The organism is Pseudomonas kielensis (assembly GCF_030505375.1).
Lineage (GTDB): Bacteria > Pseudomonadota > Gammaproteobacteria > Pseudomonadales > Pseudomonadaceae > Aquipseudomonas > Aquipseudomonas kielensis.
This window is the reverse complement of record NZ_CP130043.1, coordinates 484,032-498,436: the sequence shown is the minus strand read 5'-3', so window position 1 is coordinate 498,436 and position 14,405 is coordinate 484,032. Positions and strand designations below refer to the sequence as shown.

The 14,405-nt window shown below is 58.6% G+C and carries 11 protein-coding genes and 1 pseudogene; 11 read left to right on the top strand and 1 reads right to left on the bottom strand.

Annotation, left to right across the window (positions count from 1 at the left end; translation table 11 throughout):
- Window positions 1–119: 119 nt before the first annotated feature.
- From Q1W70_RS02585 to Q1W70_RS02550, 8 genes and pseudogenes are all read left to right on the top strand, one after another.
- Window positions 120–2,951 (top strand): 2-oxoglutarate dehydrogenase E1 component, encoded by a 2,832-nt coding sequence (locus Q1W70_RS02585; RefSeq protein ID WP_302098610.1) that lies wholly within the window; start codon window positions 120–122, stop codon window positions 2,949–2,951.
- A 42-nt stretch (window positions 2,952–2,993) separates the two neighbouring features.
- Window positions 2,994–4,211, top strand: a complete 1,218-nt coding sequence (gene odhB, locus Q1W70_RS02580; RefSeq protein ID WP_166590860.1) for a 2-oxoglutarate dehydrogenase complex dihydrolipoyllysine-residue succinyltransferase — start codon at window positions 2,994–2,996, stop codon at window positions 4,209–4,211.
- A gap of 98 nt (window positions 4,212–4,309) precedes the next feature.
- Complete coding sequence (gene lpdA / locus Q1W70_RS02575; protein WP_166590859.1) at window positions 4,310–5,746, top strand: dihydrolipoyl dehydrogenase; 1,437 nt, start codon at window positions 4,310–4,312, stop codon at window positions 5,744–5,746.
- A 178-nt stretch (window positions 5,747–5,924) separates the two neighbouring features.
- A complete protein-coding gene (gene sucC / locus Q1W70_RS02570) occupies window positions 5,925–7,091 on the top strand; it encodes an ADP-forming succinate--CoA ligase subunit beta (protein ID WP_007919879.1) in 1,167 nt (388 codons plus the stop codon).
- Entirely contained in the window at window positions 7,091–7,972 is an 882-nt protein-coding gene (gene sucD / locus Q1W70_RS02565) for a succinate--CoA ligase subunit alpha (RefSeq protein WP_053156820.1), read from the top strand. The genes sucC and sucD overlap by 1 nt, the downstream gene beginning before the upstream one ends.
- Before the next feature lie 402 nt (window positions 7,973–8,374).
- The gene (gene brnQ / locus Q1W70_RS02560) at window positions 8,375–9,688 is read left to right on the top strand and encodes a branched-chain amino acid transport system II carrier protein (RefSeq protein WP_166590858.1); all 1,314 of its coding nucleotides are present in this window, start codon (window positions 8,375–8,377) and stop codon (window positions 9,686–9,688) included.
- A gap of 169 nt (window positions 9,689–9,857) precedes the next feature.
- Window positions 9,858–10,596 (top strand): annotated as a pseudogene (locus Q1W70_RS02555) (DUF599 domain-containing protein).
- Entirely contained in the window at window positions 10,596–10,997 is a 402-nt protein-coding gene (locus tag Q1W70_RS02550; protein WP_166590856.1) for an MAPEG family protein, read from the top strand. Before Q1W70_RS02555 ends, Q1W70_RS02550 begins: the two are co-directional and overlap by 1 nt.
- Before the next feature lie 64 nt (window positions 10,998–11,061).
- Here the strand turns inward: Q1W70_RS02550 and Q1W70_RS02545 are convergent, their stop codons facing one another.
- Window positions 11,062–11,301, bottom strand: a complete 240-nt coding sequence (locus Q1W70_RS02545) for a hypothetical protein (RefSeq protein ID WP_166590855.1) — start codon at window positions 11,299–11,301, stop codon at window positions 11,062–11,064.
- 159 nt (window positions 11,302–11,460) lie between these two features.
- Between Q1W70_RS02545 and Q1W70_RS02540 the strand changes: the two genes are divergently transcribed.
- The 3 genes from Q1W70_RS02540 (at window position 11,461) to htpG (ending at window position 14,379) form a co-directional block, all read left to right on the top strand.
- Window positions 11,461–11,937: a PaaI family thioesterase gene (locus tag Q1W70_RS02540; RefSeq protein WP_166590854.1), complete on the top strand. Its 477-nt coding sequence runs from the start codon at window positions 11,461–11,463 to the stop codon at window positions 11,935–11,937.
- Window positions 11,934–12,386, top strand: a complete 453-nt coding sequence (locus Q1W70_RS02535) for a PaaI family thioesterase (RefSeq protein ID WP_166590853.1) — start codon at window positions 11,934–11,936, stop codon at window positions 12,384–12,386. The genes Q1W70_RS02540 and Q1W70_RS02535 overlap by 4 nt, the downstream gene beginning before the upstream one ends.
- A gap of 88 nt (window positions 12,387–12,474) precedes the next feature.
- The gene (gene htpG / locus Q1W70_RS02530; RefSeq protein ID WP_166590852.1) at window positions 12,475–14,379 is read left to right on the top strand and encodes a molecular chaperone HtpG; all 1,905 of its coding nucleotides are present in this window, start codon (window positions 12,475–12,477) and stop codon (window positions 14,377–14,379) included.
- Window positions 14,380–14,405 lie beyond the last annotated feature (26 nt).

Genomic DNA, 14,405 nt, shown 5'->3' with positions numbered 1-14,405 from the left:
CTGGTACCCGGACTATCAGCGTGATCCTAAGTGGCTTGTTTTGGTCGCTGCACTCGGACTTCTGCAAGCTCGCTCGGTGTCTTCGCCGATGGTGTTCCCCTAACCGAGGGTGACCAAGCATGCAAGAAAGCGTGATGCAGCGCATGTGGAACAGCGCCTACCTATCCGGTAGTAACGCTGCCTATGTGGAAGAGCTCTACGAGCTCTACCTGCACGACCCTAACGCTGTGCCAGAAGAGTGGCGCACCTACTTTCAGAAGTTGCCGACAGACGGCAACTCTGCCATCGATGTTTCGCACTCCACAATTCGCGACCATTTTGTGCTGCTGGCAAAGAACCAGCGCCGCGCCCAACCGGTTTCCGCCGGCAGCGTGAGCAGTGAGCACGAGAAGAAGCAAGTTGAAGTGCTGCGATTGATCCAGGCCTACCGTATGCGTGGCCACCAGGCAGCCCAGCTTGACCCGCTGGGGCTGTGGCAGCGTCCTGCACCTGCAGACCTGTCGATCAATCATTACGGCTTGACCAATGCCGATCTTGATACGACCTTCCGTGCCGGCGACCTGTTCATCGGCAAAGAGGAAGCGAGCCTACGCGAAATTCACGAAGCGTTGCAGCAGACATATTGCCGCACCATCGGCGCTGAATTTACGCACATCACCGATTCCGAGCAGCGCCAGTGGTTCCAGCAGCGTCTGGAAAGCGTGCGTGGCCGTCCGACGTACTCCGCGGACATCAAGGGCCACCTGCTCGAGCGCGTGACTGCCGGTGAAGGCCTGGAAAAATACCTGGGCACCAAATACCCGGGCACCAAGCGTTTCGGTCTGGAAGGCGGCGAAAGCCTGATCCCGATGCTCGACGAGCTGATCCAGCGTTCCGGTTCCTACGGCACCAAGGAAATCGTCATCGGCATGGCCCACCGTGGCCGTCTGAACGTGCTGGTCAACACCTTCGGCAAGAACCCGCGCGAGCTGTTCGACGAGTTCGAAGGCAAGAAGAAGGTCGAGTTGGGTTCCGGTGACGTCAAGTATCACCAGGGCTTCTCGTCCAACGTAATGACCGCCGGCGGTGAAGTTCACCTGGCCATGGCGTTCAACCCGTCCCACCTGGAAATCGTTTCCCCGGTGGTCGAGGGTTCGGTTCGCGCCCGTCAGGATCGTCGCAACGACCCTACCGGTGAGAAGGTTCTGCCGATCTCCATCCACGGTGACGCGGCATTCGCCGGTCAAGGCGTGGTCATGGAAACCTTCCAGATGTCGCAGACCCGCGGTTTCAAGACCGGCGGCACCGTGCACATCGTGATCAACAACCAGGTTGGTTTCACCATCAGCAACCCGCTGGACTCGCGCTCCACCGAGTACGCCACCGACGTTGCGAAAATGATCCAGGCGCCGATCCTCCATGTGAATGGTGATGATCCGGAAGCCGTATTGTTCGTGACCCAGTTGGCCATCGACTACCGCATGCAGTTCAAGCGTGACGTGGTGATCGACCTGGTCTGCTACCGTCGTCGCGGTCACAACGAAGCTGACGAGCCAAGCGGCACTCAGCCTCTGATGTATCAGCAGATCACCAAACAGCGCACCACCCGTGAGCTGTATGCCGATCGTCTGACCCAGGGCGGTGTGATGGACGCAGAGCGTGTTCAGGCGAAAGTCGACGAATACCGCAACGCGTTGGACAACGGCCTGCACGTAGTGAAAAGCCTGGTCAAAGAGCCGAACAAAGAGTTGTTCGTGGACTGGCGTCCGTACCTGGGCCACGCCTGGACTGCGCGTCACGACACCACGTTCGATCTCAAGACCCTGCAGGAACTGTCCGCCAAGCTGCTGGAAATTCCAGAAGGCTTCGTGGTTCAGCGCCAGGTTGCGAAGATCTACGAAGACCGTCAGAAGATGCAAGCCGGCGGCCTGCCGATCAACTGGGGTTACGCCGAAACCATGGCGTACGCGACCCTGGCGTTCGAAGGTCACCCGATCCGCATGACCGGCCAGGACATCGGCCGCGGTACGTTCTCGCACCGTCATGCTGTGCTGCACAACCAGAAAGACGCGGGGACCTACATCCCGCTGCAGAACCTGTACGAAGGCCAGCCACGTTTCGACCTGTACGATTCGTTCCTGTCCGAAGAAGCCGTACTGGCGTTCGAATACGGTTACTCGACCACCACGCCGAACGCGCTGGTGATCTGGGAAGCCCAGTTCGGCGACTTCGCCAACGGTGCCCAAGTGGTTATCGACCAGTTCATCACCAGTGGCGAGCACAAGTGGGGCCGTCTCTGCGGTCTGACCATGCTGCTGCCGCACGGTTATGAAGGTCAGGGCCCTGAGCACTCCTCGGCGCGTCTGGAGCGTTACCTGCAGTTGTGCGCCGAGCACAACATTCAGGTGTGCATGCCAACGACGCCGGCACAGATCTACCACTTGCTGCGCCGTCAGGTGATTCGCCCGCTGCGCAAGCCACTGGTAGTCCTGACGCCGAAGTCGTTGCTGCGTCACAAGCTGGCCATCTCGACCCTGGAAGACCTGGCCGAAGGTTCGTTCCAGACCGTTATTCCGGAAATCGATGCCCAAGACCCGAAAAAGGTCGAGCGCATTGTTCTGTGTAGCGGCAAGGTCTACTACGACCTGCTGGAAAAACGCCGTGCCGAAGGCCGTGACGATATCGCCGTCGTGCGTATCGAGCAGCTGTATCCATTCCCTGAGGACGACTTGAATGAAGTCCTGGCGCCTTACACCAACCTCAAGCATATCGTTTGGTGTCAGGAAGAGCCGATGAACCAGGGTGCCTGGTACTGCAGCCAGCACCACATGCGTCGCATCGTTGGCAATCACAACAAGGCCCTCGTCCTCGAGTACGCCGGTCGTGAAGCTTCCGCTGCACCGGCTTGTGGTTATGCATCGATGCACGCTGAGCAGCAGGAAAAACTGCTGCAAGACGCCTTTACTGTTTAACGCCTTCGCGCACCTGAAACCGAATTTAAGGAACCACAGACAATGGCTATCGAGATCAAAGCCCCCACTTTCCCGGAATCGGTTGCCGATGGCACCGTTGCCACCTGGCACAAACAACCGGGCGACGCGGTCAAGCGCGACGAACTGATCGTCGACATCGAAACCGATAAAGTCGTACTGGAAGTGTTGGCTACTGCTGACGGCGTGCTGGGCGCTATCGTTAAGAACGAAGGCGACACCGTTCTGTCCGACGAAGTCCTGGGCTCCATCGAAGCGGGCGGCGTTGCTGCCGCTCCGGCCGCGGCACCTGCTGCTGCCGCACAAGCCGCTGCTCCGGCTGCTGCTGGCGAAGACGATCCGGTTGCTGCTCCAGCCGCGCGCAAGCTGGCTGAAGAGAACGGCATCAACATCGCTTCCGTTGCCGGTACTGGCAAAGGCGGTCGTGTGACCAAGGAAGATGTGGTTGCAGCCGTTGCTGCCAAGAAAGCCGCTCCGGCTGCCGCGCCTGCCAAGGCTGCTGCTCCGGCTGCCGCTGCTCCTGTGTTCGCTGCTGGCGATCGCATCGAGAAGCGCGTTCCGATGACCCGCGTACGTGCCACCGTGGCCAAGCGTCTGGTTGAAGCTCAGTCGAACATGGCGATGCTGACTACTTTCAACGAAGTCGACATGACCGAAGTCATGGCGCTGCGTTCCAAGTACAAGGATCTGTTCGAGAAGTCCCACAACGGCGTACGCCTGGGCTTCATGTCGTTCTTCGTGAAAGCGGCTACCGAAGCGCTGAAACGCTTCCCGGCTGTCAACGCTTCGATCGACGGTGCAGACATCGTTTACCACGGCTACGCCGACGTTGGTGTTGCTGTTTCCAGCGACCGCGGCCTGGTGGTTCCGGTTCTGCGTAACGCCGAACTGATGAGCCTGGCTGAAATCGAAGGCGGCATCGCCACCTTCGGCAAGAAAGCCCGCGACGGCAAACTGTCGATGGACGAAATGACCGGTGGTACGTTCACCATCACCAACGGTGGTACTTTCGGTTCGATGATGTCGACTCCGATCGTCAACCCGCCACAAGCAGCGATCCTGGGCATGCACAACATTCTGCAGCGTCCTATGGCGATCAACGGTCAAGTGGTAATCCGTCCGATGATGTACCTGGCTCTGTCCTACGATCACCGTCTGATCGATGGCAAAGAAGCTGTGACTTTCCTGGTGACCATCAAGAACCTGCTGGAAGACCCGGCTCGTCTGTTGCTGGATATCTGATAGAAGCAGCCGCGAGCTGCAGGCCTCAGGCTGCTGGTAAAGGCAGTCTGGCTTGTGGCTCGCGGCTTCAGGCTTTTCGCTAAAGAGGATTTTTTTCAATGTCGCAGAAATTTGACGTAGTAGTGATCGGTGCCGGCCCTGGCGGCTATGTAGCAGCCATCAAGGCCGCCCAACTGGGTCTTTCGACAGCCTGCATCGAGAAGTACACCGACAAGGAAGGCAAACTGGCTCTGGGCGGTACTTGCCTGAACGTCGGCTGCATTCCATCCAAGGCGCTGCTGGACAGCTCCTGGAAGTTCCACGAAGCACAAGACGGCTTCGCGATCCACGGTATCAACCACGCTGGCGTGACCATGGACGTTCCAGCGATGGTCGGCCGTAAAGCCAACATCGTCAAAGGCCTGACTTCGGGTGTTGCCACCCTGTTCAAGGCCAACGGCGTGACCTCGATCCAGGGCCACGGCAAACTGCTGGCTGGCAAGAAAGTCGAAGTCACCAAGCCTGACGGTTCGGTAGAAATCATCGAAGCCGAGAACGTGATCCTGGCGCCAGGTTCGCGTCCGATCGACATTCCTCCGGCTCCGGTTGACCAGAACGTGATCGTCGATTCGACTGGCGCCCTGGAATTCCAGGCTGTGCCAAAACGTCTGGGCGTGATCGGCGCTGGCGTGATCGGCCTGGAACTGGGTTCGGTATGGTCCCGTCTGGGCGCTGAAGTGACTGTCCTGGAAGCCCTGGACACCTTCCTGATGGCTGCCGACACCGCCGTTTCCAAGGAAGCACTGAAAACCCTGACCAAACAAGGTCTGGACATCAAGCTGGGCGCTCGCGTCACCGGCTCCAAGGTCAACGGCGAAGAAGTGGTCGTGACCTACACCGACGCCAACGGCGAACAGACCATCACCTTCGACAAGCTGATCGTAGCCGTTGGTCGCCGTCCAGTGACCACTGATCTGCTTTCCGCTGATTGCGGCGTGACCCTCGACGAGCGCGGTTTTGTGCATGTTGACGATCACTGCGCAACGACCGTGCCGGGTGTCTACGCCATCGGCGACGTGGTTCGCGGCATGATGCTGGCGCACAAGGCCTCGGAAGAGGGCATCATGGTTGTCGAGCGCATCAAGGGCCACAAGGCCCAGATGAACTATGACCTGATCCCTTCGGTTATTTATACTCACCCGGAAATTGCATGGGTCGGTAAAACCGAGCAGGCCTTGAAAGCTGAAGGCGTTGAAGTTAACGTCGGCACTTTCCCGTTCGCAGCCAGTGGCCGTGCCATGGCAGCCAACGATACCGGCGGTTTCGTCAAAGTGATCGCCGATGCCAAGACTGACCGCGTATTGGGCGTCCACGTGATTGGCCCGAGCGCTGCAGAACTGGTTCAACAGGGCGCAATCGGCATGGAATTCGGCACCAGCGCCGAAGACCTGGGCATGATGGTCTTCTCCCATCCGACCCTGTCCGAAGCCTTGCACGAAGCAGCTCTGGCAGTGAATGGCGGCGCCATTCACATCGCCAACCGCAAGAAGCGTTAAGACAATAAGAAACCACGGCGGTATGGCCCGTCGTGAGCCTTGCATGCAAGACTCACCGCGGAATATCCGCTGGACGCAGTCTTGCGTAGCTTAGGCTACGCAAGCAGCAGTCACAGGTGGTGCGGCACTCCACAGTGCAGCACCGAATGCGCAGTACCTAACGAAGACGGTAATAAGCATGAATCTTCACGAGTATCAGGGTAAGCAGCTGTTCGCTGAGTACGGCCTGCCAGTATCCACCGGTTACGCGGTAGACACCCCGGAAGCAGCAGCAGAAGCTTGCGACAAAATCGGCGGCAGCGAGTGGGTTGTCAAAGCCCAGGTTCACGCCGGTGGTCGCGGTAAAGCGGGCGGCGTCAAGCTGGTTCGCAGCAAAGAAGACGCTAAAGCATTCGCTCAACAGTGGTTGGGCAAGCGTCTGGTGACTTACCAGACTGATGCCAATGGTCAGCCAGTCACCAAGATCCTGGTTGAATCGTGCACTGATATCGCTAAAGAGCTGTACCTGGGCGCTGTCGTTGACCGTTCGAGCCGTCGCATCGTGTTCATGGCTTCCACCGAAGGTGGCGTGGACATCGAGAAAATCGCTCACGACACTCCAGAAAAAATTCTCAAGGCCACTATCGATCCACTGGTTGGCGCTCAGCCATTCCAGGGTCGCGAGCTGGCATTCCAGCTGGGTCTGGAAGGCAAGCAAGTTGCTCAGTTCGCCAAGATCTTCGTAGGTCTGGCCAAGCTGTTCAAGGATCACGACCTGGCTCTGCTGGAAGTGAACCCGCTGGTGATCAAGGCTGACGGCGATCTGCACTGCCTGGACGCGAAGATCAACATCGACGCCAACGCCATGTACCGTCAGCCTAAGCTGAAGACTTTCCACGATCCGTCGCAAGACGATCCGCGCGAAGCGCACGCTGCCAAGTTCGAACTGAACTACGTAGCGCTGGAAGGCAACATCGGTTGCATGGTCAACGGTGCTGGCCTGGCCATGGGTACCATGGACATCGTCAACCTGCATGGCGGCAAACCAGCCAACTTCCTCGACGTGGGCGGCGGTGCTACCAAAGAACGCGTTACCGAAGCGTTCAAGATCATCCTGTCCGACACTAACGTCGCGGCCGTACTGGTCAACATCTTCGGCGGCATCGTTCGCTGCGACATGATTGCCGAAGGCATCATTGGCGCTGTGAAAGAAGTCGGCGTGAAAATCCCGGTTGTTGTTCGCCTTGAAGGCAACAACGCTGAGCTGGGCGCTAAAGTACTGGCAGAAAGCGGTTTGAACATCATCGCTGCTACCAGCCTGACCGACGCTGCTCAACAAGTTGTCAAAGCTGCGGAGGGCAAATAATGAGCGTCCTGATCAATAAAGACACCAAAGTTATCTGCCAGGGTATTACCGGTTCGCAAGGTAGTTTCCACACCCAGCAAGCCATCGAGTACGGCACCAAGATGGTGGGTGGCGTAACTCCGGGCAAAGGCGGCACCGAGCACCTGGGCCTGCCAGTGTTCAACACCGTTAAAGACGCAGTAGCCGCCACTGGCGCTACCGCCAGCGTGATCTACGTTCCGGCTCCTTTCTGCAAAGACTCGATCCTGGAAGCTGCTTTCGGTGGCATCAAGCTGATCGTGTGCATCACCGAAGGCATTCCTACCCTGGACATGCTGGACGCTAAAGTTAAGTGCGACGAGCTGGGCGTAGTCCTGATCGGCCCTAACTGCCCAGGCGTGATCACCCCAGGCGAATGCAAGATCGGCATCATGCCAGGTCACATTCACTTGCCAGGCAAGGTCGGTATCGTTTCGCGTTCCGGCACCCTGACCTACGAAGCTGTCAAGCAGACTACTGACGCCGGTTTCGGTCAGTCGACTTGCGTCGGCATCGGTGGTGACCCGATCCCGGGTTCGAACTTCATCGACATCCTGAAGCTGTTCCAGGAAGACCCGAAGACCGAAGCGATCGTGATGATCGGTGAGATCGGCGGTTCGGCTGAAGAAGAAGCGGCTGCCTACATCAAGGCACACGTGACCAAGCCGGTTGTTTCCTACATCGCTGGTGTGACTGCTCCTCCGGGCAAGCGCATGGGTCATGCTGGCGCAATCATCTCTGGCGGCAAAGGCACTGCAGACGAGAAGTTTGCTGCCCTGGAAGACGCAGGCGTGAAAACCGTGCGTTCGCTGGCAGACATCGGCAAGGCTTTGTCCGAGCTGACCGGTTGGGCTGTCAAGTAAGCCTCGCGCTTAGCTGACGCTTCACCAAACAAAGGCCACCTTCGGGTGGCCTTTGTCGTTTCCGGCATTTGTGTTGGCTGTGCTGGCCTCTTCGCGGGCAAGCCCGCTCCCACAGGTGGACGCATTCCAATGTGGGAGCGAGCTTGCTCGCGAAGGCGCAATTACATGCGCCAACCCTTTATATGCAAAAACGCGACATCGAAATGTCGCATATCGGATAGTTCGCCCTTTAACAGTGCGTTATCCGCTTAAATTCGTTAGGCTACTCGCCATTTTTGCGTCTGCGACCCACAAGGTTGCTGCGCGCTAAACGGGTCAGTCCCATACGGACCGACAGCATTTCCCTCACCCTTCAGGGAAATCCCTCTCTAAATTCCGATTCAGTAGTGTGGTATTTCCTTAATGAAAGTGTTGAAAGGCCAGGACATTCTGGCACTTGGTTTTATGACGTTTGCCCTGTTCGTCGGGGCTGGCAACATCATCTTCCCGCCTATCGTCGGTTTGCAGTCCGGGCCTCATGTCTGGATGGCGGCGCTGGGTTTTCTGATCACGGCGGTGGGTTTGCCGGTGATCACCGTCGTTGCGCTGGCCAAGGTCGGGGGGGCGATGGATGCCCTGAGCAGTCCGATCGGTAAAATCGCCGGTGGCATCCTGGCGGCTGCTTGCTACCTCGCCGTGGGCCCGCTGTTCGCTACCCCACGTACCGCCACCGTGTCCTTCGAAGTGGGCCTGGCACCACTGACCGGCGAAAGCCCGGCGGCGCTGTTGCTCTACAGCGCGGTGTACTTCCTGCTGGTGTTCTTCATTTCCCTGTACCCGGGCCGTCTGCTGGACACCGTGGGTCGCTTCCTCGCGCCCCTGAAGATCATTGCCCTGGCAGTGCTCGGGATCGCCGCGTTCGCGTTGCCGGCCGGGGATATCGGGCAGGGTACGCCGGAATACGTGGCGGCACCGTTCTCCCAGGGCTTCATCAATGGTTACCTGACCATGGATACCCTGGGCGCCTTGGTGTTCGGGATCGTTATCGTCAATGCCATTCGTTCCCGTGGCGTCGAGTCGCCAGCGCTGATTACCCGCTACGCGATCATTGCCGGGCTGATTGCCGGCGTGGGCCTGGCGCTGGTGTATGTCAGCCTGTTCCGCCTCGGTTCCGGCAGCCATGAAGTGGCAGTGGGCGCAACCAACGGCGCTGCCGTCCTGCATGCCTACGTGCAGCACACCTTCGGTTCGCTGGGCAGCGGTTTCCTGGCGGTACTGATTTCCCTGGCTTGCCTGGTAACGGCAGTCGGCCTGACCTGTGCCTGTGCCGAATACTTCAGCCGTGTGCTGCCACTGTCCTACAAGACCCTGGTGGTGATCCTGGCGCTGTTCTCCCTGGTGGTGTCCAACCTGGGCCTGACCAAGCTGATTGCGTTCTCGATCCCGGTCCTGACCGCCATCTACCCGCCGTGCATCGTGCTGGTGGCCCTGAGCTTCTGCAAAGACTTCTGGCTGGAGCAGGGGCGGATTGTCGGTCCGGTGATGCTGGTGTCGTTCCTGTTTGGCCTGATCGACGCGCTCAAGGGCGCTGGCCTGGCTGACTGGATGCCGACTCAACTGACCCACTTGCCGCTGGCCGAACAAGGCCTGGCGTGGCTGGTGCCATGCGTCTTCACCCTGGTGGTGGCAGTGGCCTGCGACCGCCTGCTGGGCAAGCGCAGCGAAGCCTTGGCGTAACTGACGCCGACCGCCACAAGCGGGCTTGAGCGAAAACCGAAATGCCCCGTATCGACTGATACGGGGCATTTTTTATGGGCGCATGGCCGTGCCTTTTTCCCTGAGCTAACGTCGAAGCATGCAAGGATCGCTCTCACGGGTTCTGCGCTCAAACTTCACAGGGAATTACATGTCGTTCATCCATGCCAATCTGATCCACCTTATCGCCGCGCTCTGGTTTGTCATCTGCTGGGGCGGCTACACCCGTTATGCCAGACTGGAAGGGGCGCGACACGGCCTGCCTGGCCAGCGTATTGCACCTGTACCGTGAAGACTGGATGCGCCGCATGCTGCTGCGCGACAACCGCATTGCCGACGCCAGCGTGATTGGCAACCTGGAGCGCAACGCGTCCTTCTTTGCCTCCAGTACCCTGATTATTCTCGCCGGTATTCTCACGGTACTCGGTGCTTCCGAGCGCGCGGTGTCGTTGCTGGCAGACATTCCGATGGTGCAGCAGGCGTCCCAGGGCATGTCGGAAATCAAGCTGCTGTGCCTGGCGCTGGTGTTTGTCTATGCCTTCTTCACGTTCAGTTGGTGCATGCGCCAGTACAACTTCGCCGCGATCCTGGTGGGCTCGGCGCCCATGGTCGGTGAGCGCCATGTTTCCGAGCAGGAGCGCAAGGCATTTGCTGCGCGGGCGGCCCGAGTGATTTCGATGGCCGCCAACCAGTTCAACTTTGGCCTGCGTTCTTATTACTTCGGCATGACCATGCTGGCCTGGTTTGTCAGTCCCTGGTTGTTCATGTCGATGAGTGCCGGGGTGGTGTTTGTGTTGTATCGCCGGGAGTTTCATTCCGACGTCCTCGAAGTAATGGTCTATACCCCTACTGAGGCGCCAATGCCCGAGGTCAACAAAGAGGTGAGCTGATGAGTATTCCGTTCTGGTGCGTATTGATCTGCGCCTTGCTGATTTTTGTGGCGCGTGTGCCCGTGACCAAGGCCATGAAAGAGCAGGGCGGTTACAACAATCACCTGCCGCGCCAGCAACAGGCGCAGTTGAGCGGATTGGGTGCCCGCGCGTTGGCGGCCCATCAGAACAGTTTCGAGGCGTTCATCCTGTTTGCGGTGGGGGTGTTGATGGCGCACACCACGCAGACGGCGGGGTGGCTGATCGACGGGTTGGCGGTGGTCTTCGTGGTTGCCCGGGTGATCTATTTGCTGTGCTACTGGGCCGACCTGGCCTGGCAGCGGAGCCTGGTGTGGTGTATCGGCCTGGTCTGTTCATTGTTGCTGATGCTCAGCCCGACATTTCGCAGCGTGCTGCTCTAGTACGTTTACAACGCGCACAATAAAGCCCGCACTTGGCGGGCTTTATTGTGCAGCGCTAAAACCATTAATTGGTTTTTGGAGCGGCTTCTTCGGCAGCGGCTTTGTTCGATTCAGCCTGAGCTTTGGCAGCTTCGGCGTTTTCTTTCGCAGCGTCGTTCACTTTATCCTGAGCTTTGTTCATGTCCTGCTGAGCTTGCTCGGCATGTTTGGCAGCATCTTGAGCTTTGTCCTCGGATTTTTTATCGCAGGCAGCGAGACCGAGGGAAGCGGTCAACATCAAGGCAATAGCTAAAGTCTTACGCATGGGGTGTTTCTCCTTATGGAAAATATCTACTTGGCCTTTCGAGCACGGCCTGATGGGTTAAGTTCCATGTTTCTCACAGATATATAAGTTTATTCTTGTGGGAACTTTTTCTTAGGCCCATAACCGCTAAGCACCAACACTAATCAGAGCCTATAGCGAATGTCGGATAACCCCATTTTTGAGCGCGCGATGCGCTTTTTGTCGGCCCTGCGTCATTGCCAGGTCCTCGGCTTGCATGTGCACAGCGCCAGCCAGGACGGCATGACCATCACCTTGCCCTACAGCCCGCAGATTGTCGGTAATCCGCAGACCGGGGTGATTCATGGTGGAGCCATTACCTCCCTGATGGACACCGCCTGTGGCATGGCCACCCTGTGTGTGCTGCCGGAGTTCGAAGTGTGTCCGACCCTGGACCTGCGCATCGATTACATGCACCCGGCTGAACCCCACAAGGATGTGTACGGCTTTGCCCAGTGCTACCGGGTCACCACCGACGTGATCTTTACCCGCGGCTTTGCCTATCAGGACGATCCGCAGCAGCCCATCGCCCATGTGGTCGGAACCTTCATGCGCATGGGCAAAGGGATCAAGGGCACCAAGGGCTTCGGCGGTTCGATCACGGGTGGGCAACAATGAACGATGACTTCAAGACACAACTGCAACAGGCCCATGAGCGTGGCGACTATGCCTCGCTGCTGCACCTGATCCCTTACGCCAAGTTGATCGGCATCGAATGCTCGCGCCTGGGCGATGAGCTGCTGTTTCGCTTGCCGGCGAACAAAGACAACATCGGCAATCCTTTGTTGCCGGCGATTCACGGCGGGGTGATTGCGGGTTTCATGGAGCTGGCCGCTGCCCTGCACCTGGTGGTGTTTACCGGCTCGCCGGGAGTACCGAAGATCATCGACTTTTCCCTCGACTATCTGCGGGCCGGGCAGTTTCGCGACACCTACGCCAAATGCCAGGTGTGCCGGCAGGGGCGGCGCGTCGCCAACGTGGCGATAACCGCGTGGCAGAGCACTGAAGCTGAACCGATTGCCACGGCGCGTGCGCATTTCAAGATCGAGGAAACACCCAGCCCTTGAAATCCTCGGTGACGCCCCCACTTTGAATGACATCCCGCCGCCACCCTTCAGGGCGCGGCCACTGCCATCCAATCGGAGTTTGATGACCATGAGCGTGGAAACTCAAAAGGAAACCCTGGGCTTCCAGACCGAGGTAAAGCAACTGCTGCACCTGATGATCCATTCGCTGTACTCCAACAAGGAAATTTTCCTTCGCGAACTCATCTCCAACGCCTCTGACGCTGTCGACAAATTACGTTTCGAAGCCCTGTCCAAGCCTGAGTTGCTGGAAGGCGGCGCGGAACTGAAAATCCGTGTGAGCTTCGACAAAGACGCCAAAACCGTCACCCTCGAAGACAACGGTATCGGTATGAGCCGCGAAGATGCGATCACGCATCTGGGCACCATCGCCAAGTCCGGCACCGCCGATTTCATGAAACACCTGACCGGTGATCAGAAGAAAGATTCGCACCTGATCGGTCAATTCGGCGTAGGTTTCTACTCCGCGTTCATCGTTGCCGACCAGGTTGAAGTGTTCAGCCGCCGTGCCGGCCTCGCCGCGAGCGAAGGCGTGCACTGGTCGTCCAAGGGCGAAGGCGATTTCGAAGTCGCGACCATTGAAAAAGCCGAGCGCGGTACCCGCATCGTCCTGCACCTGAAATCCGGTGAAGACGAGTTTGCCGACGGCTGGCGCCTGCGCAACATCATCAAGAAGTACTCCGACCACATCGCACTGCCGATCGAGCTGCCGAAAGAAGTCACGGCCGCCGAAGGTGAAGAGGCGCCGGCCGTTGAATGGGAAACCGTCAACCGTGCCAGCGCGCTGTGGACGCGTCCGCGTACCGAGATTGCGGATTCGGAATACCAGGAGTTCTACAAACACATCGCCCACGATTTCGAGAATCCGCTGAGCTGGAGCCACAACAAGGTCGAAGGCAAGCTGGAATACAGCTCGTTGCTCTACGTGCCGGCCCGTGCTCCGTTCGACCTGTACCAGCGTGAAGCGCCTAAAGGCCTGAAGCTGTACGTGCAACGGGTGTTCGTCATGGACCAGGCGGAGTCGTTCCTGCCGCTGTACCTGCGTTTCATCAAGGGTGTGGTCGATTCCAACGATCTGTCGCTGAACGTGTCGCGGGAAATCCTGCAGAAAGACCCGATCATCGATTCGATGAAGTCGGCGCTGACCAAGCGCGTGCTGGACATGCTGGAAAAACTGGCGAAGAACGATCCTGAGCAATACAAAGGCTTCTGGAAAAACTTCGGCCAGGTGATGAAAGAAGGCCCAGCCGAAGATTTCGCCAACAAAGAGAAGATCGCGGGCCTGCTGCGCTTTGCCTCTACCCAAGGCGAAGAAGGCGAGCAAGTGGTTTCCCTGGCCGAGTACCTGGCGCGTGCCAAGGAAGGTCAAGACAAGATCTACTACCTGACCGGCGAAACCTACGCGCAGGTCAAGAACAGCCCGCACCTGGAAGTCTTCCGCAAGAAAGGCATCGAAGTGCTGCTGCTGACCGATCGCATCGACGAGTGGCTGATGAGCTACCTCAGCGATTTCGACGGCAAGAGCTTTGTCGACGTGGCGCGGGGTGACCTGGACCTGGGCAACCTGGACTCGGCAGAGGACAAGCAGGCGGCGGAAGAAGTTGCCAAGTCCAAGGAAGGCCTGGTCGAGCGTCTGAAAACCGCGCTGGGCGACTCTGTTGCGCAAGTGCGGGTTTCCCACCGCCTGACCGATTCGCCGGCGATCCTGGCCATCGGTGAGCAGGACCTCGGCCTGCAGATGCGCCAGATCCTTGAAGCCAGCGGGCAGAAGGTTCCGGACTCCAAGCCGATCTTCGAATTCAACCCGGCTCACCCGCTGATCGAGAAGCTCGACGCGGAGCAGAGTGACGAGCGGTTTGGTGATCTGTCGCACATCCTGTTCGATCAGGCGGCCCTGGCGGCTGGCGACAGTCTCAAGGACCCGGCGGCGTATGTGCGCCGGCTGAACAAGCTGCTGGTTGAGCTGTCGGTGTAAACAGGTTGTAGAAAAACCCGCTTCGG

What these genes read in the sequence shown, in the direction of transcription:
- Q1W70_RS02585 (WP_302098610.1), top strand. Translation starts at nt 120, where the DNA reads ATGCAAGAAAGCGTGATGCAGCGCATGTGGAACAGCGCCTACCTATCC.
- odhB (WP_166590860.1), top strand. Translation starts at nt 2,994, where the DNA reads ATGGCTATCGAGATCAAAGCCCCCACTTTCCCGGAATCGGTTGCCGAT.
- lpdA (WP_166590859.1), top strand. Translation starts at nt 4,310, where the DNA reads ATGTCGCAGAAATTTGACGTAGTAGTGATCGGTGCCGGCCCTGGCGGC.
- sucC (WP_007919879.1), top strand. Translation starts at nt 5,925, where the DNA reads ATGAATCTTCACGAGTATCAGGGTAAGCAGCTGTTCGCTGAGTACGGC.
- sucD (WP_053156820.1), top strand. Translation starts at nt 7,091, where the DNA reads ATGAGCGTCCTGATCAATAAAGACACCAAAGTTATCTGCCAGGGTATT.
- brnQ (WP_166590858.1), top strand. Translation starts at nt 8,375, where the DNA reads ATGAAAGTGTTGAAAGGCCAGGACATTCTGGCACTTGGTTTTATGACG.
- Q1W70_RS02550 (WP_166590856.1), top strand. Translation starts at nt 10,596, where the DNA reads ATGAGTATTCCGTTCTGGTGCGTATTGATCTGCGCCTTGCTGATTTTT.
- Q1W70_RS02545 (WP_166590855.1), bottom strand. Translation starts at nt 11,301, where the DNA reads ATGCGTAAGACTTTAGCTATTGCCTTGATGTTGACCGCTTCCCTCGGT.
- Q1W70_RS02540 (WP_166590854.1), top strand. Translation starts at nt 11,461, where the DNA reads ATGTCGGATAACCCCATTTTTGAGCGCGCGATGCGCTTTTTGTCGGCC.
- Q1W70_RS02535 (WP_166590853.1), top strand. Translation starts at nt 11,934, where the DNA reads ATGAACGATGACTTCAAGACACAACTGCAACAGGCCCATGAGCGTGGC.
- htpG (WP_166590852.1), top strand. Translation starts at nt 12,475, where the DNA reads ATGAGCGTGGAAACTCAAAAGGAAACCCTGGGCTTCCAGACCGAGGTA.